The sequence below is a fragment of the Porphyromonas sp. COT-108 OH1349 genome (assembly GCF_000768755.1).
In the GTDB taxonomy this organism is placed as follows: Bacteria; Bacteroidota; Bacteroidia; order Bacteroidales; family Porphyromonadaceae; genus Porphyromonas_A; species Porphyromonas_A canoris.
Genome location: NZ_JRAH01000003.1, coordinates 206,259 through 230,162, shown reverse-complemented (window position 1 = coordinate 230,162; position 23,904 = coordinate 206,259). Strand labels below are relative to the sequence as shown.

The following is a 23,904-nucleotide window of genomic DNA, read 5'->3' as shown; positions in this document are numbered from 1 at the left end:
ATTTGGTCTTGAGTTCGTGAGTTTGCCTATACTCTCTTATTGAGCAACAGAAACAAACGAACGATCGTCTTTCTTACGAGTAAATACTACCACTCCATCAGTAAGAGCGTAAAGAGTGTGATCTTTACCCATGCCCACATTATTACCCGGGTGATGTTTTGTACCACGTTGACGAACGATGATATTTCCTGCCTTTACAGTTTGACCACCATAAATCTTAACGCCAAGTCGTTTACTTTCCGACTCACGTCCGTTCTTAGAACTACCTACACCTTTTTTATGTGCCATGATTCAAATGCTTTCTTTTAAGTGTATAAAAATAGGACAAACGTTACGCCACCACTTCCTTTACAGTAACTTCTGTAAACTGCTGACGATGACCTTTAAGCCTGCGATAACCTTTTCTTCTCTTCTTCTTAAAGACAAGAACTTTATCTCCCTTTACCAATGGAGAGATTACTTCGCATACAACCTTAGCGCCTTCTATGTGCGGAGCACCTACTTTTACAGCTCCATCGACATCCACCAAAAGGACTTTATCAAACTCTACTGTTGCACCTGCTTCTACATCTGCAATATGGTGAACAAACAGTCTGCGGCCTTGTTCTACTTTGAACTGCTGGCCCTGCATCTCTACAATTACGTACATTATATATTATATTGTATAGTTAGCAGCCTTGAGGGTGAGCTTATTCGGTCGGTATAAGTACCATGAGAACAGTTCTACTTATCTGACCCTACAAGGGAAATTCGCTGCAAAGGTAAGTATTATTTACGTATCATACAAACAATTGGGGGCAGAAAACCTCAAATCCCCTCTCTCGATTCCCGGATCAGCTTCTTTCTTAGTCTTGAAGGCGTTTCACCGAACTGCTTGCGGCAGTAGACCGTGAAGTGAGAAGGAGAAGAGAAGCCGAACTCCTCTATTATATCTGTAAAAGGCACCTCTCTTCTTGAAAGGCGTTCTTTTATCACCTCGCCCTTTTGCTCCAACATCCACTGGTAAGGAGTTGCATTGAATGCTTCCTTAAACAGCTTGTTGAACAGGCGCAATGTGATCCCTTTCTTCTGTGCCAGCTCTTGTACCGTATTCACTCGCAGATAGTTTGTCAAGACAAACTCCTTGAAGTCGATCTCCTCTCTGAGTAGAGGAGCAAGGAAAGAAGCCAACGGTTCTTTCTCATAATAAGATCTCAGAACGAAGAACACTTCTCGAAGTTTGGCATCCATTATGACACCACACTTCAAACCATCTTCTCTGTACATCTTAAGACTTTGGAGAGCAACGTTGAGAGGCTCTACGATCGACAGCACAGACACTTCATACGAAGTCGGAGCATAACATTTGAGAGCTCTTATATTAAAGTTCTCGCACAAGCGAGCCGGACGATAAAATTGCAAATAATACAATTCACAATTGGATTCAAATGTAAAAGCATAAGAGACCACCTTGTCTATGAAGACCATTGTATTTTCTGTCAACAAAATACTATTCTCTTCGCTATCCGAGTAGCGCAGGCGACCACTCTTTAAGAAGACGATACCATAAAAGTCGCTTCTATCCACGTAAAATACACAGCCTTCCTCTCCACTCACACACTCAAAAGAGCAAGAATACTCTTGCTCATAGTGTTTACACTCAAAGTGGTGTTGAAGATCCGGAACACATCTTTCTTGTACCATATTAAACATCTGTTTTTCCGGTTATCTGTATTACCAATAGAGATAGCCGGAAACGGGTAATAACTTTATATCAAATTTTTAATTGAGATCTCCTCCATTTAACTAACAAGCTGAGAGGAAGTCCCATTATACAGAACAATACTGACTGATTCTTATACAATACTTAGTGTAATAATAGAAGGACAGTGCTTTTACCATCCTTATTCCCAGCCACATCCCCTCCTGAAATTACATATAGTGTCTCTCTTTAGAATTTCTGCTTTGCAAAATTACGCAAAAAGCACGAATAAGAAAACTTTTGGTGGTAATTTAATATTTATTCAGCTTGATTCTGCTCAAAATTTCACCTGTTGCGATCGTCTTATTACAGCTTCTATCAGTTCAGGAGTACATATTTGGCCTTCTCCCAAAGATGTATTTCTTTTATAAAAACGCTCAATAATTTCATTTCCCACCTCCGGATCGACATTTTTCTCAAGCATGGATGTTGCGAGTCCTAAATCACGGAAGAATTTTACGGTACGCTCTATTGCCCTTAGAGCCAGCTTCCTTTCATCCTTTATATCTGTAATATGCCAAACTCGCCGTGCATACTGAGCCAGCTTTTCCTGTTTATGGTCAAGCAAAACATACCACAGATGCGGCAAAATCATCGTCAGCGTTTCGGCATGAGTGATAGAAGTCAGAGCCGTTATCTCATGTCCGATAAAATGAGTAGCCCAATCCGGTACCACCCCCATGCCGAGGAATCCATTTAGAGCGATGGTTGCCGTCAGCATATATTCCGAAGCAGTATCATAATCCAACTCTTCCTTGACGCATTTCGGTGCAATATCTATCAACTGTTTCAGCACACCCTCTGCCATTCTGTCCATGATACCGCTTTGCGGAAAAGTAAGATACTGTTCCAAGACATGCACATAAGCATCTGCAATACCGCATGCACGCTGTCTCTGCCCCAGCGTTAAGCAGAAAGAGGGATCCATGAATGATACTACGGGGAAACCGCAAGTGACGGGAAACTTCTCCCCCGTCGCCTTATTCGAGATCACCGCACCACTGTTCATTTCCGAACCTGTTGCGGGTACCGTAAGCACCGTATATAAAGGAAGATATGTCTTACATACTCCGGCTCGTGTGATCTCCCATGGATCCACATCCGTTGTAAGAGCTGCCGCTATCAGCTTACAAGCATCGAGAACGCTCCCTCCGCCCACAGCCAACACGCAGGTAGCATTAAAAGATTTTCCTTCCGCAACAGCCGCACGCACAGTTTCCACTGATGGATTAGGCTCTATACCCCAAAACTCATGGACCGTATATCCCGACAGAGTCGCTTTCACCTGATTATAGACTCCGTTGAAGCGGACAGAGCCACCTCCGAAGCAGACCAAAACACGCTCTTTTTCTGGTATAAACTTATTCAATTTGGCTACACAGTCTTTGCCAAAAACGATTCGAGTAGGATTGTGAAAAGAAAAATTCTTCATTGTTCAATATATGTTTTCGTGTTTAGCAAATATAGCCAAAAGATATGATAGGTCTATGCTTTTTTTAGTATGTTTGTACGATAAAAGATACTTGGACCGTTCAGTAAAACCGTAATACAAATTATTATGAATACTCATCATCCCATAGTGGAGCGTTTCTTAAGATATGTATCTGTAGATACTAAGAGCGATCCTACCTCAAACGATACCCCCAGCACCAAGAAGCAGTTCGACCTTGCCAAGCTACTCAAAGAGGAGTTGGAGACACTCGGTTTGGAAGACATTTCATTAGACGACAAGTGCTACCTCATGGCTTCTCTTCCTGCCAACACAAGCAAGAAAGGAGTTCCGACCATAGGCTTTGTGGCACACATGGATACGGCTCCCGACATGAGCGGTAAGGATGTCAAGCCAAGAATAGTCCCCTTCACGGGAGAAGCCATAACACTCTGCGAAAAAGAGCAGATCCTGCTCTCCCCTGCCATGTTCCCCGAAATGAACAGGTATAAAGGGCAAGAGCTTATCGTTACGGACGGACACACTCTCTTGGGAGCCGATGACAAAGCCGGTGTGGCAGCCATCATGCAGATGCTTCACTACTTCAAAGAGCATCCGGAGATAGAGCACGGCACCATCCGGGTAGGCTTCACGCCGGACGAAGAGATCGGTCGCGGAGCAGACTTTTTCGATGTAGAAAAGTTCAAGGCAGACTTTGCATATACCATCGATGGCGGAGAGATAGGAGAGTTGGAGTATGAAAACTTCAATGCGGCAGGTGCAACCATTGCCATACGAGGCGTCAATGTGCATCCCGGATATGCCAAAGGCAAGATGGTGAACGCTCTCCTCTTGGCGATGGAACTCAATTCGCTCCTTCCGCCCATCACGCCTGCCAATACGGAAGGATACCAGGGATTCTTTCACCTTATCGGGATAGAAGGAGGCGTGGAAGATGCCAACGTGCAGTACATCATACGGGATCACGACAGAGAGAAGTTTGAAAAGATGAAGGAGCAACTCACTCAGGCCGTGGAGACAATCAATAAAAGATACCCTACTGCCAAGTGTACGCTCTCGATGAAAGACCAATATTATAATATGCGTGAGATAGTGGAACCTCGCATGGAGATCGTTAATCTTGCCTCCGAAGCGATGCAACGAGTGGGAGTAACGCCGAACATCAAGCCCATCAGAGGCGGTACGGACGGCTCTCGTCTCTCTTTCATGGGATTGCCCTGCCCCAATATCTTTGCAGGTGGACACAACTTCCACGGCAGATACGAGTTTATCCCCATTCCATCGCTTATCAAAAGCTACGAGGTTGTTTGCGAAATAGCCAAGCTTGCAGCCGAACAAACCAAATAGATACTACATACAAATTACTTATATACATACAACAACAAAATGAAAACAACCCCATTTACATCCATTCATGAGTCGTTGGGCGCCAAGATGGCACCATTCGCGGGTTTCAATATGCCCATAGAATACAGCGGCATTACCGATGAACACCTCAATGTTATCGAGAACATGGGCGTGTTCGATGTCTCTCACATGGGAGCATTATGGGTATCCGGGCCAAACGCTCTACCTTTTCTTCAGAATGTTTGTAGCAATGACATCTCCAAAGTAGCAGTAGGCAAAGCGCAGTACAACTATATGCCAAACGATAAGGGAGGTATTGTAGACGACTTTATCCTCTACCATTACGAAGAGAGCAAGTATATGCTTGCCGTAAACGCTTCCAACATCGAGAAAGACTTTGCCTGGTTGCAAAAGCACTCTACGGACGGTGTAATCCTCGAAAACGGATCCGATAACATCGGTATCCTTGCCGTACAGGGCCCAAAGGCAAAGGCTGTGTTGCAAAGCCTCACTCCGGTAAACCTTGACAATATACCTTTCTACGCGTTTGAAGTAGGGGAGTTTGCGGGCGTAAAGAATGTCATCATCTCCAACACCGGCTATACCGGAGCAGGCGGTTTTGAACTATACTTCTACCCTGAAAACGGCGTTACCATCTGGAATGCACTCTTTGAAGCAGGAAAAGATGCAGGCATCAAGCCTACCGGTCTTGGTGCAAGAGACACACTTCGTTTGGAGATGGGCTACTGTCTGTATGGCAACGACATCGACGAAACAACCAATCCGCTCGAAGCCGGACTCGGTTGGGTAACCAAGCTGACCGACGACAAGAAGAACCTTCCATCACGTAAGATCTTGGAAGCAACCAAGATCAACGGCCCCGAAAAGAAGCTTACAGGATTTGAAATGGTGGGCAAAGGTATTCCTCGTCACGGCTATGAGATTGCAAACGAAGAGGGCAAAATCATAGGTCATGTTACTTCCGGCACCATGTCTCCTGCCTTGAAAAAAGGTATCGGACTCGGCTACTTGGAAAAAGCTTACACTGCTCCGGACTCCAAGATATTCATTGTGGTTCGTGGAAAGCAGATAGAAGCAAAGGTGATAAAGCTGCCATTCCGCAAATAATAAGATATTAGGGTCTTGCTAAGACCCTTAGACGGCTACGTTTTTTGCTTGTCTAAAAATTTGGGTTAATATGGAGGAGAGAGTTCCGGTTTCGGACTCTCTCTTTCTCTTCATGGGATTGTAATGTTTCCTGTACGTATTAAGAAAATCCCCCGAACCCGTTTATTTTTTCCCTTTAACCTGTTCAAAATTCAAAATCAAGCTCCGATGTGTAAACATCAAGTCTCGCTTTTTATCCATCAAACCTTGGTTCATAAGAATCAAGCGTTGATTTTCAACTCCGAACGGCTTTGAAGAAACTTTTATACCCTCTTAGCCCTAATTTTGATAGTGTTAATCGGAGTTTAAGAACAGAGCAAAAGAAATCTCAAAACAAAAAACGCAGCCCGAAGGACTGCGTTTCTGTCTCGAATAGAACCTCTTAAAAGTAGAAGATCTTCTATATCCGGTTTTGTACGGAGAGTAATTTCCTAATTTTTCAGACTCTCTACTCCCACAAGCAGACCATTTGCGATGAAATGATCTCCGGCACTCATTTTGGAGATAGTATAGGTCTCTTGGCTTCCCTCGATCTTGTCTATGGCAATGAGTCTGTCCGTTCCGCCCATGATGGAGAAGAGGTCGCCCACTCTTATCTTGCCGACATTTTCAAAGCCTTTATACTGTGCGGACTTTTGCGGACGGAGCGAAGCCCAGCCTTTTTCCTTGAGCATGAAAGGGTGATCCTGCGTTGTGATGATCTCTCTGCCGCTTTCAAATCTGTATTTTACCAGTGCATGGTGTACGGCTTTTTCCAGTTTTTCCACCTTCGCACTCTTGATCTGTCCGGAGGTTGAATCCCAATAAGCCACATCGTCTCCCACTTTAAGCTCTTCGATAGGCATCTCCGACCGGTCGGACATCAATACCGGCGTTCCTTTTGCCAGGCAGTGAACATCTATGCCGTCAAAGAAAATCTCGGATATTACAACGTCATCGTACTTATCGCCTTTATATACTTCCAAGATCTCAAACTTTATCGTCCAGTCCGGCTGAGCGCTCAGATCTTCGTCCTCTTTACCGGTTAGCTTTCCTATCGGAGGCACTGTGAATGTCTGGCTGCCCCGTACATCTTTCAGGTTCAGTATCGCATACGGCTTGTTGTCGATATAGACTTTGAGTTTCCTTACCCTCGAATTGTCCTTCCACGCAGCCTCGCTTTTGACATATCCGTTTACTACAATTATTTCGGTTATTCTCGCACTCTCTGCCCCAAAAGTATATAGCAGATACTCTCCTATTCCATATCCTTTTGCTCCTTCAGCCCATACGTTCAGATAGTTGAGGTCATGTGCGTTTTCAGCTTTATAGTTTACTTTCCCTTGCGGTTTGAGTGTACTGGACGCGGTTACTGCTTTAGGACCTCCTCCGCAGTACCAGGAACACCCATCTCCCAGTATATCCCAGTAGTTATCTGAAGCCATTTCGTCGTAGCTCTCAAGGATCTCCTTTTCTGCCTTGCTGAGGCTTTCGTAAGTTACTTTATCCGACAGCTTGCTCGATATCTCACGTGCTTTTTCCCGTTTTTGGCTGTACTCCTTGGCAGCTTGCGGGCTTAGGTTCAAAATCTCCACAGATGTAGGGTTAAGCTCTTTCACTTCGGGAGGAGTGGCTTGAACGAAGAGAAGCAGAGCCAAGAGCAGATAGATTCTTTTCATATTGATATTTTAATAATTGGTTTTCCTTATTCCGAATGGAGCGGCAATTTACGAATAAATTCTTTTGAAAAGATTGTCGACGGAGAGAGAATAGAACAATCTTTATATAAAACAGAGTCGAAGAAACTCTCATTCCACTTTCGGGCTGGGAAACTTGAGTTTTTATTCATACTTTTGCTCCCTGTAAAATAACCACGTAGATATGCACACATTCGACTATATTGTAGTTGGAGGAGGATTGGCAGGGCTATATACCGCCTACCTTTTATCTGATAAAGGAAGTATAGGACTGCTTGCCAAGACATCTTTGATCGATAGCAACTCATATATGGCTCAGGGTGGAATGGCTGCCGTAACCGATATAAACGATAGCCGGCACGCTCATCTATTGGACACATTAGAGGCCGGAAGAGGCCTTTGTAACGAGGAAGCCGTGCGTCTGCTCACGGAAGAAGCTCCAGATAGAATAGCCGAACTGATAGAGTTGGGTATGAAATTCGATCTGGAGAATGGACATCTTGCTTTGGGATTAGAGGGCGGACACAACCACAAACGCATCCTGCACGCAGGCGGAGATGCTACGGGGCGTCTTGTTACCTCATTTATCACCGAGCTTATACTCAAAGAGGGCAAGGTCTCCATCTTGGAACATCATACGGCAACAGACCTTATCTTGGGAGATAGTGGTTGTCGGGGCGTGTGGTGTTATGATGAAGCTAACCACCTCATCGCACCTCTCTTTGCATCTGCAGTGGTTCTCGCCACGGGAGGAGCGGCTGCAATCTATAATCCTACCACCAATCCCTCTACAAGTGTAGGAGACGGACTGGCATTGGCATACGAACAAGGAGCGGAGTTGATGGACTTGGAGTTTATACAATTTCACCCTACCGCTCTCTATATACCCAATAACTCCTCTTTCCTGGTAAGTGAAGCCGTGAGAGGAGAAGGTGCTCATCTTCTGGATCATACCGGCAACAGGTTCATGCTTACAAGGCATAAGCTTGCGGAGTTGGCCCCAAGAGACGTTGTGGCAAGAGAGATCTTCTACACGATGCAAGAGAGTAAGATGCCCTACGTAACACTATCGCTGAAACATCTCGACCCCGTACACATTGCGGAAAGATTCCCTACCATCACGCAGTATTGCCGAAGAAACGGTCTGGATTTAAGTAGCGAAATTCCGGTTGCTCCCGCTGCGCACTACACGGTAGGCGGTATAAAGGTAGACCGGAACGGTCTCTCCTCCATCGGCAGGCTGTATGCGGTGGGAGAGGTAGCCGCTACGGGGGTGATGGGAGCCAATAGACTCGCCTCCAACTCCCTTATAGAGTGTCTCGTTTTCGGTAAACGCATTGCGGATCATATCCACAATCAGCCCCTCCCTACCCCGGACACCTCGGCTCTTCAGCAGCCATTCACGCTCGATTCTATGCAGATGGAGCTTGAACTTAAAACCAAAGGAGAGTCCATGATGCGTGCCTTGGGCAACACCATGATGCAGAATGTCGGCATTGTAAGAAAGGGCGAAGCTCTCAACGAGGGTATCAGAAAGATAGAAGATAGCCTGAAAGAGCTTGAGCCGTTCAAGGACACCTCATTCCATGGCAGGCTATTGTACAAACGGCATCAGGTAGCACTCATCATCACGAAAGCTGCTCTTTTGAGAGAAGAGAGCCGTGGCGGACATTACAGACAAGACTATCCCGAAACGCTTTCCCCTCAAAAGGCATATCACACCATTATCAAAGAAAACAGTATCACACATCAATCAGTATAATCATGCAGATCTTCAACTCTATTCAAGACGAACACTTGGAACAGCTTATCTCTCTCGCATTTGAGGAGGACCTCTTTTCCGGAGACATCGCAACGGAAGCAATCATGGCGCAAGAAGAGTACAAGGTAGCAACTCTTACGGCAAAAGCGGACGGAATAATCTCAGGTCTGAAAATTGCCGAACGTATCATCGCATATCTTGGAGAAGCAGAGTTTACTCCTCTTGTAGAGGATGGAGACGAGGTTAAGAAAGGAGAGGATATACTCAAAATACGCGCAAGGTACGATCACTTGCTAAAAAGCGAACGCATTATGCTCAACTTTCTTCAACGAATGTCGGGTATCGCCACAGCCACAAACAGGTTGGTCAAGCTGATCGGACACACCAACGCCAAACTGCTGGATACGAGAAAGACCGTTCCCGGACACCGTTTAACGGATAAGATGGCAGTAAGACACGGTGGAGGAACAAACCATCGGATGGGGCTTTATGACATGGCAATGCTGAAAGATAACCATATCAAGGCTGCAGGCGGTATCACTCCTGCCGTGCAGCAGGTACGCAAAGTTACGCCCATTTCGATACGCATAGAGGTCGAAACATCCACGTTGGAACAGGTGCTGGAAGCCGTCGAAGCCGGAGCGGATGTGATTATGTTGGACAACATGGATACCGCTTCCATGAAAGAGGCAGTGGCTATAATCAATGGCAGAGCCAAGACAGAAGCATCCGGCAATATCAACGAAGGAACCATTGCAGCCGTTGCCGAGACCGGCGTGGACTATATAAGTGTAGGATCCCTCACGCACAGTGTACGTGCTTTGGACATCAGTATGAACTTTTAATCGGTAAAAATGAAACAAGAGTGGAGCTACAAAGGCTTTGTCGATGAGCCTGTCCCCGGCGATATAGATGTTAAAAGCGAAATCCGAGAGCTGTGCAGACAGAAGAATGCCATCATTCTGGCGCACTACTATACAGAGGGAGAGATTCAGGACATTGCGAACTATGTGGGAGACAGCCTCGGTTTGGCAAGAGTGGCAGCCGGTACGGATGCGGACATCATAGTGATGTGCGGTGTCCACTTCATGGCTGAAACCAACAAAATCCTCTGTCCGAACAAGAAGATACTCCTGCCGGATCTCAATGCAGACTGCTCTTTGGCTGAAAGCTGTCCGGCAAACGAGTTCGAGGCATTCGTCAAGAGACACCCGGACCATATCGTCCTCTCTTACGTCAATACAAGTGCCGCGATAAAGACGCTTACGGATGTCGTGGTTACTTCGGGCAATGCACGCCAGATCGTGGAGAGTTTTCCAAAGGATGCAAAGCTGATCTTCGGACCCGACTACAACCTTGGCAGATACATCAACAGCATTACCGGAAGAGAGATGCTGCTATGGGACGGAGGTTGCCACGTCCATGAGAGATTTTCCGTAACGGAACTGAAGAGACTGAAAGAGAGCTATCCTGATGCACCCGTACTGGCACACCCGGAGTGCAAAAAAGATATTCTGGATCTTGCAGATGTCATCGGCTCAACGGCAGCACTGCTGAAGTTTGTCTCTCGAAGCGATAAAAAGGCATTCATAATAGTTACCGAGAGCGGCATCTTACACCAAATGAAGAAAGAGGCTCCGGGTAAAGAGTTCATCACCGTGCCGTCGGACGAAAATCTTTCTGCCTGCAACGAGTGCAACTATATGCGCTTGAACACTCTCAACAAGCTCTACAACACTTTGAAGTTCGAGTGTCCCGAAGTAACTCTCCCTGCCGATGTCATAGAGCGAGCAGCAAAACCGATACAGAGAATGCTGGAAATATCGGATCGCTTAGGTCTCTGATCATACAGATCTTAGCATATAAAAATAAAAGAGAACCCAGATCTTGTACATGAAGGTCGGGGCTCTCTTTCGTGTTGAAGCTTCAAAAGAGTTGTTTTGAAGCTGTTTGAAAGCTCTTCTTAACGGCATCGGAAAATAGGCTGAATCCGTTCAACTTTGAAAATCAAGGTTCGTTTTATGGAAACCAAACTTTGCTCCAAACAAATCGGGGCTTGATTTTTACCAACCAAGCCCCGATTACGAACTCTGAATCTGTTTGCGATAAAATATAAAAAGGTCAAACAGATTTAACGAACCTATTCATAATAAGAAATAATCCACTCTTCTCTCGTTGTCTCACAAAGGACGCCACGATCATCCAACGAGAAGAGGGAGCTCTTTATGATATTTCCCTTTGCATCGCAGACATACTCTATCCTTGAGAGGAGCACTCCATCCAAACCATAAGTCTGCTCCCAAACGGGATTTCCATTCTCATCATAAGAGCTAACTATCTTACTCCCTTCGGAGGTTTGCTGCGTCTTTTCAATGATGCGTCCGTTCTTGTAGACATAGCTGTAGGTGTACGAGTAAAGCTCTTTTCCATCTGAGAAGCAGACGGACTTTGTCATGTTGCCATGCTCATCATACTCATAGCGATCGAGAGTGTTTCCAAACTCTTCCGATCTTTCGGTTTTGTAAAACCTCTCCGAGAGTTGCCCCTTTGCATCATACTTCCATGTTATAACATCCGTAAATGGTTTACTCTCCGATAGAGCATAGCGAATATGCTCCTCTATCTTACGACCTGCCGCGTCGTATGTGTATCTTATCTCGGTGGCATAAGGATCTTCGTAACCCTCATATACGATGGAGCTCTTCTTTATGAGACGATTTTCTCCGTCATAAGAGTAGAGGATATGCTCCGTAACCCGTCCTTCCTCTTCGGGCATCTCCCTTGTTATGGTCTTTTTCTCTATCAGGTTGCCGGCATTATCATAGGCATAGAGTGTCTCTTCGGGGTCTAAAGACTCGGAAAGAGAGACCTTCCGAACCAGCTTACCGTCTTTATATTCAAGGGAATCGCCGTACATCACGACATCAAGATTGCTATAAGACTTCTCCTCTTTAAGGCTGCCATCTTCGTTGAAGATCGTAACCACAGGACCGAGAGTGGTGTACCAATCCTCTTCATCCTCTGTCGGGGCGAAATATCTCGACATTCGCACCTCTTTCACTTTACCTTTATATCCGGCTTTTTCGCAGTCTGTCTGCGCTTTTTCTTCTGTTGCAGAGGATTTTTTTCCGCAGGCAGTGAAGCCAAAAGCCGATAAGAGCAGACTCACCATCAACGTATTGTACCACTTCATAATAGATCTGTATTTAGTTGTTAAGAATATCCGGTTGCGGGGTATGCGCATCTTTTTTCAGAGATGCTCCCACTCCTATGAAGCATAGAAGCAGGAGCATGAAGTAATAAAAACAAAATCGCTTCGCCTCGATAAGGCTGTATCATTCGTTGCTTAGTACACGGCTGTAAAGCTCCAAGTAGTGCTTGTAAAACTTACTCCACTCGGCATGAGAGGCAATAGTACGAGCAGACTTGGCTATCTTCTGTGTCTTCTTGTCGTAGAAGCAGTTCAGATAAGAGAGCGTTGCGCTTACGATCTGATCCACAGAGGCATTATAGTTATAATCTTCCCTGTGTGCCACAAAGCATCCTCCCGTATCGAGCTTGGGCTGATCCTCCGACAGAGTATTGACCCAAGAGCCGAAACCGGCAAGATCTGTGGTTATGGAAGGAACACCGAACGCAAGGCTCTCGAGCGGTGTATAGCCCCAAGGTTCGTAGTAAGAGGGAAAGAGAGAAAGATCGGCTCCGACCAAGGTGTCGTAGTAAGAGAGATTAAGAATACCGTCGTGTCCGTTCAGATAGGACGGGATATAGAGTACTTTGACCTTTCTATCCCAGTAGCCGTTCATCTCCTCTATTTTGTTCACGATAGGATCCGTATGCAGGTTGTGCAACCAGTGTGTTATGTATCTGTGCTGCATGGGGGCGGTGTGCGTCTTTTTCTCGGTAAGGGCATATTCCAAATCGGCTCTCGGACTTTCTATCCAGCCGGGAACAAGGATCACTGCAAGTACCGATGCACCCTCCGGCAGCTGTTCGCTAAGCCGTCCCATCACGTCCAGAAACATATCCAGCCCCTTGTTGCGAAACTCTCCTCGCCCTGAGGTGATGGCTATAAAGGTATCTTCCGGAATTTCTTCGCCATAAAGTTTGGATGCTATCTCTATCAAGCGCGTTCTGGCACGCTTTCTAAGGCGACTTCTCGATGCGGAAGTTGCAGGGACAAAGTCCGGTTCAAAGCCGTTGGGCAGTACCACATCCGCCTTTTTCTGAAGCAGTTGGGCGCACTCTTTATCCGTTACTTCGCTCACCGTTCCAAAGCCATCGGCATGGTGTGCTGCTGCCTTTTCGATATTGTGTTTACCCTGTATGTTGAGTTCCCAAGCCATCTGATCGCCATTGTATGCAGGCAGTTCGCTGTACAAAGGTTTGCCATTGCTGCAGATGGAACGTCCCGTTGAGGTGGCATGAGTAATGAATATCCGTCTGATTTCGGGAGCATGTGTCTTGAGATACAGCAGCCCGAAGCCGGTCATCCATTCGTTGAAGATCGCCAGGGCGTTTGCTTTCTGCTCTTGAGACAAAAGATGGTCGTACGCATCTTTCATCACCATCGCCGCAGCGGTGGAGAAGAGACAGCTCTCGTCATAATCACCGTAGCCGACATTGCCGTCTATGCCGTATTTCTCCCACGCTTCGTAGTAAAGGATTCCTTTCTGCTCGAACAGCGCGGAGTGATCCACCAAAGCGACGAACGGCTGTCCCGGAACATTCCACTGCCCGACCCGTATGGGGAGATTCAGCCTTTCGGATGCTTCTTCCGCCCAAGAAAACCATTTGCCGTGCTTACCTCTTTTGGAAGAAAAAGGAACAAATTCGCGCTTGGCAAGATCTCCGTCTCCGAACAGAGGTCCTACAAATAATATATTATCGGCTCCGTGCTCTTCCACCATTGTACGGGCACGTGTGGAGAGGACCGTATGTATGCCTCCGACTTTGTAACACACTTCCCAACTTGTTTCAAAAACGAAACTTGCCGACAGGGAGTTCTTTTTGCTGTTGTTATTAAGATTCTTCATAATTTCTTCCATTTAGTTGGTACTTTGCCTTTATCAAAGATACGTTTTATTGTTGAATATTCCTATAAAAGAGGGGAAGGAGAGCGGTCTCGGAGCGGACTCTTTCCCGTCTGTCAGGCGATACGTTTTTTACTTGTCGTTACGAGATAGACTCCCAGAAAGATCATAGCCATGGAGGGGAGCTTGCTCCACTGCCAGCTGTCCAAGCCGAGTAAGATGGCGATGCCGATGGTGAGTATCGGCTGAATGTAGCCGTACATGCTCACGACCGTGGGGCGGATCTTCCGCTGTGCTATGGGGATGAGCAGATAAGCCACAAACGTGGCACCGAAGACGAGATAGGCAAGCATGCCGTAGTAGGAGGCGGTCTGTCCGAAGAGGTCGCTGCGGAGCAGACTCACGCCCGAAAAGGGTACGGAAGCGACCGTGGCGAAAAGAAACATCCACTTCATCAGCGTAACGGGTGTGTAGGTCATGATGATCCGCTTGAACAGAGTGAGATAGAAGGCATAGAAGAGCGATCCGACGAACAGGAGGAGTATGCCGAAAGAGTCGCCTCCGAACGAAAAATCCACCGTACCGCCCGTGAGAGCCAGCCGGATAGCCCCCAGTGCTCCCAGCAGGACGCCGAACCCTTTCCTGAAAGTAAGCGGTTCTTTCTGCACGACCGTGGCGAGGATCAGTACCACGACAGGGCCCAAAGAGACGATCATCGCGGCATTCGTGGGAGAGGTCTGCTGCAGCCCGACGAGGAAGGCGATCTGGTTGCCCAGTACACCGAACAGAGATGCCAACGCGATATAAATGTAGTCTCTCCGGGCGACCCTTTCTTTCGGGAGGAACAGAGAGAGGATCCAAAACGACAGCATGGCTCCGCCGAACCGCAGGAACGATATACTGAGCGGGTCCAAAGCTCCGGGATGGAGAATCATCTTTGTTACAGCCGTATTGACACCGAAAATGATGTTTGCCCCCAGTATTGCCATGTGTCCTTTGAGCTGTTCGGGGCCAAACGAGGCGGGAGCTATGTCTTTACGTTCTTTCAGCATTGGAGTCTTGAGTTGTTTTGCCTGTTCCGGCGGGCATTTGTACGATTCGGTTCGGGCACAAAATTACACAATAGATTTCAGAAAGGAGGACGGTTGTGGCGACAAAATAGAGCAAGTCCGGCATCGGACAGCCTGAAACCGGGCAGCGAACCGGCACAATGTTTTGCAAACAAAGCGAATCAAGAGCCCTCGAAGGTCTCCGCAAAAAGAGTAGAAACTTTTGGCGGAAACTTATGCAGAAAAAACGCCTTCGGCAGGGGGTAAAAATTCCATGCCCATAGAAATTTTTTTTCATGCCCATAGAAATTTTTTTCCATGCCCATAGAAATTTTTTTCCATGCCCATAGAAATTTTTTTCCATGCCCATAGAAATNTCCATGCCCATAGAAATTTTTCTCCATGCCCATAGAAATTTTTCTCCATGCCCATAGAAATTTTTCTCCATGCCCATAGAAATTTTTCTCCATGCTCATAGAAATTTTTCTCCATGCCCATAGAAATTTTTCTCCATGCTCATAGAAATTTTTCTCCATGCCCATAGAAATTTTTCTCCATGCCCATAGAAATTTTTCTCCATGCCACGAAACTTTTTTTCTGTGCGCACGTAAATAAATTTCTGTATATGCAGAAATATTTTTTCGTATATGCAAAAATAAATTTTCGTATATGCAGAAATATTTTTTCGTATATGCAGAAATATTTTTTCGTGTATGCAGAAATATTTTTCCTTCCGCAAGCAGATATTTTTTCGTTCGGATGAAAATATTTCTCCCTCCGCAAGGGGATTTCCCTCCGGAGAGATCTCTCGGGAACAATATGGGAAAGGGATATATAAATAAAGGAGGTCGCCGATGGCTATTCATCGCACGACCTCCGCTCTGGTTTAATATTTATAGTATAAATCTCTGCACTTCCACTCAACACGTTTAAGCGAAATGCAAAGGTCTCAGATGGTGGGCATTATTTTTGTTGTTCCAGCTGAAGCGTTTTCGTAGGCTGGTCGCACACTTCTGTCGGACCGAAATACTGGATGGGTCCGGGATAGATATAGAGTGTCTCCTTCGCCCATATCTCACGCTCCGCAGCCATTGTCTTGAACGGCGCACCGTCGAGCTTCACGAGAGCTTTCTGTATAACGGGCTTCATCTCGCCATGACGTCGCTCCATGTTCATCATCATTGTGATGGGCACTCCTCCTGCCTTCCATTCGGATGCGGGGGCGGTGGTGTTGGAGATCGAACTCATGTATCCGGTCTTGCCTTCACCTATAAGGCAGGCGGCATTGTAGCCGAGGCTGTAACAGTAATCGGCATCGAAGTTGGACGGAGCGGCACATCTTCCTTCGTAACCGAAGAAGTGCGTCTGGGCAAGATACTTTCCGACATAAAGCCCGTCCTCTTTCCACTGCTTGAGCTTCGCGCCTACCATCTCCGCAACGAGCTTTTCGGTTTCGATGAGAGACACCTGTACGTTGCCGTGCGGATCTCTGTCGAGCGTAAGCTGTCGTGCCACATCATGAGGGAGGGAAGCAAACACAGCTGCGTTCTTTGCAGAGAGTTTGGAAATGATATAGTTGCGTTGCTCCGAACGTTTGATACGTGCATACTCCACGGCATTCTCGGCAAGGAAGTCGTTCAGCTCCGCTATAAGTGCTTTCATTGCCGGTACGAACTCGATAAGCCCTTCAGGGATAAGCACCGTACCGAAGTTGTTCCCTGCCGCAGCTCTATCTGCCACAATCTGTGCGATGCGAGTGATCACGTCATCGAGCGAAAGGTTGTTAGCCTCGACCTCTTCCGAGATAATCACATAGTTGGGCTGCGTCTGAAGAGCACACTCCAAAGTGATGTGAGATGCCGAACGCCCCATCAGCTTGATAAAGTGCCAGTATTTCCTTGCAGAGTTGCAGTCTCTCTGGATGTTGCCGATCACTTCGGAGTACACCTTGCAGGCAGTATCGAACCCGAAGGAAGTCTCTATCTGCTCGTTCTTAAGGTCTCCGTCTATCGTTTTCGGGCAGCCTATCACTTGTACACCGGCTCCTATCTTGGCATAATATTCTGCCAGAACACAAGCGTTGGTATTGGAGTCGTCTCCTCCGATGATGACCAAAGCTCCGATATTCAGCTCTTGGAGAACTTCCAAACCTTTATCGAACTGCTCCTTAGTCTCCAACTTGGTACGTCCGGAACCGATAATGTCGAAGCCGCCCGTATTGCGATACTCTTCTATGATATCTGCCGTGAGTTCCATGTACTTGTGCTCCACAAGTCCGCTTGGTCCCATCAGGAAACCGTACAGCTTGCTGTCCGGATGCAGAGCCTTAAGTCCGTCAAAGAGACCGGCTATAACGTTGTGTCCGCCCGGTGCTTGTCCGCCCGACAGAATCACTCCGGTGTGGATGGGAGCATATTCTCTCGTCTCCTTAGCCGGTTGAAACTCTATAAGAGGAAGTCCGTAAGTGTTGGGGAATAAGTTTTTGATAGCATCCTGATCCGCTACCGATTGAGTGGCATTGCCCTCCACGGCAATCACCTGTCCTCTAAGTGCCTTAGGCATCTTTGGCATATAAGATGCACGAGCCACTTGTAATGCACTTTTCTTAATCATCTAAATCTTTGTGTTTATATATTGTCTTGAAAATAGAATCACGTTCGATCTCCTTTTCGAGCAAGCTTCCGATAGTTGGTTCTTGCCATGAAAAAGATGAAAAACATATTCAACGCCAGAATCGCTCCGGCAAAAGAAAAGAACAGCTGACGCCATCCTTCCATAATGAAATAACATACAACGGCTGCCAGCAACAGCATCAATCCGAGAACAGAGGCAGCTATCATTATTTTTTTCAGAACTGTCGGATTCATACCTAAATACTTTGTACGGAGCAAAGATATAGAAAAATAGGAGAAAAGTTGGTGCTTCAAGGTTAAATTGCTAATTTTGTTTGAGTTTTCGTGTAATGGTACTGAAAGACTACAACATACTGCTTGAAGAACTTGAGGAGAGGATAGGACAGCTATTGAGACAAAATAGTGATTTGTCTGTCCGGATGCGTCAGTTGCAAATAGAGAATAAAGCTCTCTCCTTAAAGTGCCGGAAACAGGATGAAGAGACAGAGGATCTCAAGCGAAAACTCAGCATTGCCGAGTCTTACCTGGAAGAGAGTCCCACATCCGTGGCACACCTTGTGGATTACAGGGATCACCTTCGAGAGTTGTCCGGCAAAGTGGCAGAATGCATAAAAACAATAAATAATAACAACCCTTGAGCCTCCCTATGTCTGTCCCTAAACAGAGTGAAAACAGTGTGGATAAACCTGCAAACAAGTTTACCATCCATCTCACTTTAATGGGAGAACGGATCTCGCTCAACATTCAGAGAGAGGAAGAAATATTCTTTCGCAAGGCTGAGACAGAAGTCAATCACTTTATCAATGCCTACAAAAGGAAGTTCCCGACCATCTCAGACACCAAGCTTCTTCTGTTTGTCGCCCTTCACTTTGCCACGTTGGTAGAGGAGAACAAAGCCGAGAAAGATAGTCAGACAGCATTGGCAACACGGATAGAGAGCATCATTGACAGGCTTCGTCGCCACTCCTTAGAGAGTTTTGAAGACCGCCATACTACCGCCTGAATTTATTGGGAAAAGGGGCACAACTATTTATCACTGTTTTATTCATCCTGTTCATTTACTTACAAAGGTCTTCCCACAGAGGGAGACAGTGTTACACCCTTATATTTGAGTAGAATGAACAATATTGTTATTCCTGTACTTATCTGTGTTGCCATCCTCGTCATCGGAGGAGTATTGCTTTGGAAGTTCCTTTCCGATGCAGCTCGTACACGCAGCCAGCACTTTCTGCAAAAAGCCAAAGAAGAGGCTGAAGTCATAAAGAAAAACAAACTGCTGGAGGTAAAAGAGCAGTTCATAAAGCAAAAAGCCGCTCTCGAACGCGAAGTGGCACAGAGACAATCCAAGATCCAAAGCATAGAGAGCAAGCTCAAGAACAGAGACGAACAGCTCTCTGAGAGACAACAAGAGCTAAACAGAAAGATCGAATCCAACGAACAGTTGAGAAGAGATCTGGAATCACGTATGGAAGAGCTTACTGCTAGGGAGGACGAGCTTGCCCAAATCAAAGAACAACAGCTACTGGAACTCCAACACATTGCCGGTCTTACCACAGAGCAGGCAAGGGAAAAACTGGTAGAGTCTCAAATAGCCGAAGCACGCACTCAAGCCTCTGCGACAATCAACGATATCATGGAAGAGGCTAAGCTTACCGCCAACATGGAAGCGAAGAAAGTGGTAATAAAATCCATCCAACGCCTTGCAACAGAAACGGCTATCGAAAATTCCATCACCGTCTTTCACATAGAATCGGATGAGATTAAAGGTAGAATAATAGGACGTGAAGGTAGAAACATCAGAGCATTGGAGGCAGCAACCGGAGTCGAAATCATCGTCGACGACACACCGGAAGCGATAGTCCTCAGCTGCTTCGACCCCGTTCGCCGTGAAATCGCTCGCCTTGTACTTCACCAGCTGGTTCAGGATGGCCGCATCCACCCTGCACGTATCGAAGAGGTGGTAGCCAAGGTTCGCAAGCAGATAGAAGACGAGATCGTAGACACCGGTAAGCGCACGGTGATAGACTTGGGTGTACATGGTCTCCACCCCGAACTTATCCGTCTTGTGGGAAAAATGAAGTACCGCTCCTCTTATGGGCAGAATCTTCTGCAACACTCTCGCGAAACAGCCAACCTCTGTGCCATTATGGCTGCCGAGCTGGGACTGAATCCGAAGAAAGCAAAACGTGCAGGTCTGCTACACGATATAGGCAAAGTGCCCGATGACGAACCGGAACTTCCACACGCTCTACTCGGTATGCAGCTCTGCGAGAAGTACAAAGAGAAATCGGACATCTGCAATGCCGTGGGGGCTCACCACGATGAGATAGAGATGACATCCCTGCTCTCCCCTATCGTACAAGTGTGCGACGCCATATCCGGAGCACGTCCGGGAGCACGCAGAGAGATAGCCGAAGCGTACATCAAGCGTCTCAAAGATCTCGAAGAGCTGGCTCTATCTTATCCGGGAGTAGTGAAAACGTATGCCATCCAAGCAGGTAGAGAGCTTCGTGTGATCGTTGGATCCGATAAGGTTACAGATGCCGACACAGACATGTTGAGCGCAGACATCGCAAAACGGATTCAGGACGAGCTTACCTATCCGGGACAAGTAAAGATTACGGTAATCCGCGAAACCAGAGCCGTAAGCTACGCCAAGTAAATATCCGGGCTTATATGCCCGACCGATGATACCGATCCGGCACACTCTACTCTCCTTTTCGGAGGTTCGAGTGTGCCGGATCTCTTTTTATTCTACCCCATTCAAGCGAGTCATCCCGTCCCTCATTTTTATATATTCCATCCCGAAAAATGCCCGCTTTTTTCTCGCTCTCTATTTTGCTCGGAGGGGTCATTTTCAGAGCACGACCGAATTGTTAAATCATAGCCATTTTATTAACAAAAATTCCGATACCTGTTAAGCAAAAACAGTAAACGAGCATATTCTTTCGGCTTAACGTGTTTAATTTTTCAGTGAACACGTTTACCGATTTCATTAAACACGTTTACCGGATTCGATTAACGTGTTTAGCCAAAAACATCAAAACGCTAATAATCAGCAAACTACGTATTTTCACCCTAAAAAGCCCTTGAAAAGGCAGATTTCCTTATTAGTAAACGTTTACAGAGACAGGCGTTAAATTTTATGCTTATTAACGCGAAAAAGCCTCATCAAACGGACTGAGAAAAAATTTTTTCCAAATTCGCGATTTTCACTATACCTCTCACAACCAACGATATAAATAAAGGAAAACTTTCTCGATTCTCTAAAATGCTCTCCCAAGAGTTTTCGGAGGATGATCTCGCACCCATCCGTTTTTATATAAAAGCTCCCTGCGAATGGTCATCTCTCCAATAGGAAAAAGGCTGAAATCGGAACATATTTTCTGCCGTACAGATCGCAAAGATTGTACTATGGCTTTTTTTTGCGTTCTTTGCCGCTGTAAAATCTAACCCAAAAGCATAGCAATAATGAGAAAATATCTTTTCCCTCTCCTATTCCTGACATCCATATTTCTGCTTGGAGGGTGTCGATCGAAAAACAGAAACGAAATAAATGATAAAGTTTTGTCGTTCTCCGAAAAAAGTATCGACTTCGACTTCAACAGCAACACCAAAAGAGTAACCATAAAAAGTCAAGGAGCTTGGAAAATAGAAGAGCCACCTCATTGGATCAAGCTATATCCTCTAAGCGGACAGGGCAACACCGTGCTGACGGTATCCGTAAACTCCTTCGACTCCTCATTAGAGCGCCAAGGAACAATAAAGGTCTCTTCAGGGATATATTCCGATAACCTGCAGATAAAGCAGTCCGGACTGCCTCTTGACAAAGCGAGTGCACGATACAAAATTCCGGTTATCTTCCACCTCCTTACGCACAAAGATGTTCCGGAGGTTGCAGCCGTAAAAACAGAAAAACTTGAAGAGTACCTCAAACATGTCAATGAAAGATATCGGGGAGCTCTGGGAGGAAACACCGTTGATAACAATGTCGAGTTTGTTTTGGCATCTGTGGATTCTGATGGAAAACCTCTTCCGGAAAAGGGTATCAAGAGACATGTGTGGCACAAAGCGGAGACACCATTCGATGAGATTGTCGGCACAAAAACGCAGAATGTGATAGACATGTGCTGGGATTTCAATGCGTACATCAATGTATTCATCTTCAAATTCACAAGAAAAAAGAACAGCAATACGGTAACATTGGGAGTGGCAACTCTTCCATATATGCCCGAATCTCATCCCGTAAAGGGTCTTCCGCAGGTCAATACGAACTACATAGCAAGCAAAAACTGGATTTATGCCAGCAGTGTCGTGATCAACAGCGATTTTCTTAAATACAACTCCAACCACATAGCCACCTATGTGGGCAACACTCTTGCACACGAACTCGGACACTATGTAGGTCTGTATCATGCCTTCACGGAAAAAGATAAAGAAAGTAGCCCGCCACCTCCTCCCTGCACAGACAGTGATTACTGCCCGGATACCCAACAGTACGACAGAGAACACTACGTAAAGAAGGTACAGGAATATGTCTCGTCTCCCTCTTTTGATAAAAATAATCCGGACCATATCAAGCGTCTGTTTGAACGGGATAAGTGTGATTTTCAGGGTATATTTACCTCTTTCAACATAATGGACTACTTCTACTGTCGAAACCTTGGGTTTACCGCCGATCAGAGAAGCCGGGTGAGGCAGGTGCTCTATCATGGTCTGTTGATTCCGGGAGCCAAGTATAGAGGCGGAGTGAGAGTGGGAAGAGGAGACGTTCCTCAAGACATGGAGTCTCCCAGAATATCGGATTGTCCTGAACATGACGTTCATATCTTGGAACATATACACTAAAACTCCCCCGTATTGGCAAGTTTTTACTATTTTTGCTGTTCAAATAATTGAAAATTTAAGTATTAACACCTATCATAAACATGATAACAACAGACCAACTAAGCAACTTGTTGGAGCGCCGAGATGCGCTGAGGGGGTATCTTTGACGTCGATACGAAGCGTATCGAATTAGAAGAAGAGGAGCTTCGCACGCAAGACCCTGTCTTTTGGCAGGATGCAAAACGTGCCGAAAGCGTCATGAAACGAGTAAAAGAGCTGAAAGGCTGGCTCAACGGATTCGATGCGGTAGACACTGCAACCGAAGAGCTCGCGCTCTCTTTAGAGTACTTGAAAGAGGGAATCATCTCCGAAGAGGAGGTGGACGAAGCATACGCCAATGCTCTGAAGCTGACAGAAGATCTGGAACTGAAGAACATGCTGCGAAAAGAGGAGGATCATCTTGGAGCAGTACTGAAGATAAACTCCGGAGCAGGCGGTACGGAAGGACAAGATTGGGCTTCCATGCTTGCCAGAATGTACCAGAGATGGTGTGAGGATAAAGGTTACAGCGTTACCATTACCAACTGGCAAGACGGAGATGAAGCCGGCATAAAAACCTGTACGTTGCAGGTAGAAGGCGAAATGGCATACGGCTATCTCAAAAGCGAAAACGGTGTACACCGCCTTGTGCGCGTATCTCCCTATAATGCTCAAGGGAAGCGGATGACCTCTTTTGCCTCTGTATTTGTGGTTCCGTTGGTGGACGACAGTATAGAGATCAACATCAATCCTTCCGACATTACGTGGGATACGTTCCGAAGCGGAGGTGCAGGAGGACAGAATGTTAATAAGGTAGAAACCGGCGTTCGCCTGCATTATACCTACAAAGATCCCGATACGGGAGAAACGATGGAGATTGCCATCGAAAATACCGAAAGCCGTTCGCAGCTCGGTAATAGAGAGAATGCCATCCGCCTCTTGAAGAGTCAGCTCTACGATCTTGAACTTGCACGCCGTCGTCGTGCACAGAATGAGATAGAAGACTCTAAGCTGAAAATAGAGTGGGGTTCGCAGATACGCAGCTATGTATTCGACGATCGCCGCGTGAAGGATCACAGAACAGGATACCAAACATCGGATGTGGGTGGTGTCATGGATGGAGATATAGATGACTTCATAAAGGCTTACCTAATGGAGTTTGCCCAAACAGAAAAGTAGG

General features: G+C 46.2%; 20 protein-coding genes. 10 read left to right on the top strand and 10 right to left on the bottom strand.

All coding sequences use genetic code 11. From position 1 onward, the window contains the following. Positions 1-36 precede the first annotated feature (36 nt). The 4 genes from rpmA to JT26_RS01245 form a co-directional block, all read right to left on the bottom strand. Positions 37-288, bottom strand: coding sequence for a 50S ribosomal protein L27 (gene rpmA, locus JT26_RS01260; protein ID WP_036790158.1), 252 nt, complete (start codon positions 286-288; stop codon positions 37-39). A gap of 43 nt (positions 289-331) precedes the next feature. After that, the gene (gene rplU, locus JT26_RS01255; RefSeq protein ID WP_036790157.1) at positions 332-649 is read right to left on the bottom strand and encodes a 50S ribosomal protein L21; all 318 of its coding nucleotides are present in this window, start codon (positions 647-649) and stop codon (positions 332-334) included. A 158-nt stretch (positions 650-807) separates the two neighbouring features. Further along, positions 808-1,683 carry a helix-turn-helix transcriptional regulator gene (locus JT26_RS01250; RefSeq protein WP_052110273.1) on the bottom strand — a complete coding sequence of 292 codons (876 nt, stop codon included), beginning with the start codon at positions 1,681-1,683 and terminating at the stop codon, positions 808-810. A gap of 335 nt (positions 1,684-2,018) precedes the next feature. Continuing rightward, entirely contained in the window at positions 2,019-3,173 is a 1,155-nt protein-coding gene (locus JT26_RS01245; protein ID WP_036844918.1) for an iron-containing alcohol dehydrogenase, read from the bottom strand. Between the two features lie 126 nt (positions 3,174-3,299). Between JT26_RS01245 and pepT the strand changes: the two genes are divergently transcribed. Both pepT and gcvT read left to right on the top strand, forming a co-directional pair. Continuing rightward, entirely contained in the window at positions 3,300-4,538 is a 1,239-nt protein-coding gene (pepT, locus tag JT26_RS01240) for a peptidase T (RefSeq protein ID WP_036790153.1), read from the top strand. 39 nt (positions 4,539-4,577) lie between these two features. After that, positions 4,578-5,666, top strand: coding sequence for a glycine cleavage system aminomethyltransferase GcvT (gcvT, locus tag JT26_RS01235; RefSeq protein ID WP_036844914.1), 1,089 nt, complete (start codon positions 4,578-4,580; stop codon positions 5,664-5,666). Between the two features lie 470 nt (positions 5,667-6,136). On the opposite strand, the gene JT26_RS01230 is transcribed toward gcvT, so the two are convergent. Beyond that, positions 6,137-7,363, bottom strand: a complete 1,227-nt coding sequence (locus JT26_RS01230) for a hypothetical protein (RefSeq protein WP_036844911.1) — start codon at positions 7,361-7,363, stop codon at positions 6,137-6,139. A 202-nt stretch (positions 7,364-7,565) separates the two neighbouring features. Here JT26_RS01230 and nadB point away from each other — a divergent pair, with 202 nt between their 5' ends. The 3 genes from nadB to nadA are packed head-to-tail and all read left to right on the top strand — an operon-like array spanning position 7,566 to position 10,987. Beyond that, on the top strand, positions 7,566-9,143 hold the full coding sequence (nadB, locus tag JT26_RS01225) for an L-aspartate oxidase (protein ID WP_036844894.1): 1,578 nt from the start codon (positions 7,566-7,568) through the stop codon (positions 9,141-9,143). A gap of 2 nt (positions 9,144-9,145) precedes the next feature. Then, a complete protein-coding gene (nadC, locus tag JT26_RS01220; protein ID WP_036844891.1) occupies positions 9,146-9,988 on the top strand; it encodes a carboxylating nicotinate-nucleotide diphosphorylase in 843 nt (280 codons plus the stop codon). Positions 9,989-9,997: 9 nt separating this feature from the next. Beyond that, positions 9,998-10,987, top strand: a complete 990-nt coding sequence (nadA, locus tag JT26_RS01215; RefSeq protein WP_036844888.1) for a quinolinate synthase NadA — start codon at positions 9,998-10,000, stop codon at positions 10,985-10,987. A 296-nt stretch (positions 10,988-11,283) separates the two neighbouring features. Here nadA and JT26_RS01210 read toward each other — a convergent pair whose 3' ends face one another. The 5 genes from JT26_RS01210 to JT26_RS01180 form a co-directional block, all read right to left on the bottom strand. Beyond that, positions 11,284-12,336 (bottom strand): RHS repeat domain-containing protein, encoded by a 1,053-nt coding sequence (locus tag JT26_RS01210; protein WP_036844886.1) that lies wholly within the window; start codon positions 12,334-12,336, stop codon positions 11,284-11,286. Between the two features lie 142 nt (positions 12,337-12,478). Beyond that, a complete protein-coding gene (locus JT26_RS01205) occupies positions 12,479-14,179 on the bottom strand; it encodes a glycosyltransferase (RefSeq protein WP_036844884.1) in 1,701 nt (566 codons plus the stop codon). Between the two features lie 113 nt (positions 14,180-14,292). Next, the gene (locus JT26_RS01200; protein WP_052110272.1) at positions 14,293-15,228 is read right to left on the bottom strand and encodes a DMT family transporter; all 936 of its coding nucleotides are present in this window, start codon (positions 15,226-15,228) and stop codon (positions 14,293-14,295) included. Positions 15,229-16,188: 960 nt separating this feature from the next. Further along, positions 16,189-17,835 (bottom strand): diphosphate--fructose-6-phosphate 1-phosphotransferase, encoded by a 1,647-nt coding sequence (locus JT26_RS01185; protein WP_036790212.1) that lies wholly within the window; start codon positions 17,833-17,835, stop codon positions 16,189-16,191. Between the two features lie 41 nt (positions 17,836-17,876). Further along, positions 17,877-18,092, bottom strand: a complete 216-nt coding sequence (locus JT26_RS01180) for a hypothetical protein (protein ID WP_152566955.1) — start codon at positions 18,090-18,092, stop codon at positions 17,877-17,879. A gap of 95 nt (positions 18,093-18,187) precedes the next feature. Between JT26_RS01180 and JT26_RS01175 the strand changes: the two genes are divergently transcribed. The 5 genes from JT26_RS01175 (at position 18,188) to prfB (ending at position 23,903) form a co-directional block, all read left to right on the top strand. After that, positions 18,188-18,496: a hypothetical protein gene (locus tag JT26_RS01175; RefSeq protein WP_036844869.1), complete on the top strand. Its 309-nt coding sequence runs from the start codon at positions 18,188-18,190 to the stop codon at positions 18,494-18,496. An 8-nt stretch (positions 18,497-18,504) separates the two neighbouring features. Further along, complete coding sequence (locus JT26_RS01170) at positions 18,505-18,861, top strand: cell division protein ZapA (RefSeq protein ID WP_036790122.1); 357 nt, start codon at positions 18,505-18,507, stop codon at positions 18,859-18,861. A 114-nt stretch (positions 18,862-18,975) separates the two neighbouring features. Further along, positions 18,976-20,520: a ribonuclease Y gene (rny, locus tag JT26_RS01165; protein ID WP_200879737.1), complete on the top strand. Its 1,545-nt coding sequence runs from the start codon at positions 18,976-18,978 to the stop codon at positions 20,518-20,520. 809 nt (positions 20,521-21,329) lie between these two features. After that, on the top strand, positions 21,330-22,706 hold the full coding sequence (locus tag JT26_RS01160) for a zinc-dependent metalloproteinase lipoprotein (RefSeq protein ID WP_036844866.1): 1,377 nt from the start codon (positions 21,330-21,332) through the stop codon (positions 22,704-22,706). 80 nt (positions 22,707-22,786) lie between these two features. Then, positions 22,787-23,903 (top strand): peptide chain release factor 2 gene (prfB, locus tag JT26_RS01155; RefSeq protein WP_152565528.1). Its coding sequence is split into 2 segments (ribosomal slippage): positions 22,787-22,849 and positions 22,851-23,903, totalling 1,116 coding nucleotides; the frame shifts between segments, so codons are not numbered across the junction. Position 23,904: the final 1 nt, after the last annotated feature.

Coding starts and splice junctions, on each gene's coding strand:
- rpmA (WP_036790158.1), bottom strand. CDS start 288: ATGGCACATAAAAAAGGTGTAGGTAGTTCTAAGAACGGACGTGAGTCG.
- rplU (WP_036790157.1), bottom strand. CDS start 649: ATGTACGTAATTGTAGAGATGCAGGGCCAGCAGTTCAAAGTAGAACAA.
- JT26_RS01250 (WP_052110273.1), bottom strand. CDS start 1,683: ATGGTACAAGAAAGATGTGTTCCGGATCTTCAACACCACTTTGAGTGT.
- JT26_RS01245 (WP_036844918.1), bottom strand. CDS start 3,173: ATGAAGAATTTTTCTTTTCACAATCCTACTCGAATCGTTTTTGGCAAA.
- pepT (WP_036790153.1), top strand. CDS start 3,300: ATGAATACTCATCATCCCATAGTGGAGCGTTTCTTAAGATATGTATCT.
- gcvT (WP_036844914.1), top strand. CDS start 4,578: ATGAAAACAACCCCATTTACATCCATTCATGAGTCGTTGGGCGCCAAG.
- JT26_RS01230 (WP_036844911.1), bottom strand. CDS start 7,363: ATGAAAAGAATCTATCTGCTCTTGGCTCTGCTTCTCTTCGTTCAAGCC.
- nadB (WP_036844894.1), top strand. CDS start 7,566: ATGCACACATTCGACTATATTGTAGTTGGAGGAGGATTGGCAGGGCTA.
- nadC (WP_036844891.1), top strand. CDS start 9,146: ATGCAGATCTTCAACTCTATTCAAGACGAACACTTGGAACAGCTTATC.
- nadA (WP_036844888.1), top strand. CDS start 9,998: ATGAAACAAGAGTGGAGCTACAAAGGCTTTGTCGATGAGCCTGTCCCC.
- JT26_RS01210 (WP_036844886.1), bottom strand. CDS start 12,336: ATGAAGTGGTACAATACGTTGATGGTGAGTCTGCTCTTATCGGCTTTT.
- JT26_RS01205 (WP_036844884.1), bottom strand. CDS start 14,179: ATGAAGAATCTTAATAACAACAGCAAAAAGAACTCCCTGTCGGCAAGT.
- JT26_RS01200 (WP_052110272.1), bottom strand. CDS start 15,228: ATGCTGAAAGAACGTAAAGACATAGCTCCCGCCTCGTTTGGCCCCGAA.
- JT26_RS01180 (WP_152566955.1), bottom strand. CDS start 18,092: ATGAATCCGACAGTTCTGAAAAAAATAATGATAGCTGCCTCTGTTCTC.
- JT26_RS01175 (WP_036844869.1), top strand. CDS start 18,188: ATGGTACTGAAAGACTACAACATACTGCTTGAAGAACTTGAGGAGAGG.
- JT26_RS01170 (WP_036790122.1), top strand. CDS start 18,505: ATGTCTGTCCCTAAACAGAGTGAAAACAGTGTGGATAAACCTGCAAAC.
- rny (WP_200879737.1), top strand. CDS start 18,976: ATGAACAATATTGTTATTCCTGTACTTATCTGTGTTGCCATCCTCGTC.
- JT26_RS01160 (WP_036844866.1), top strand. CDS start 21,330: ATGAGAAAATATCTTTTCCCTCTCCTATTCCTGACATCCATATTTCTG.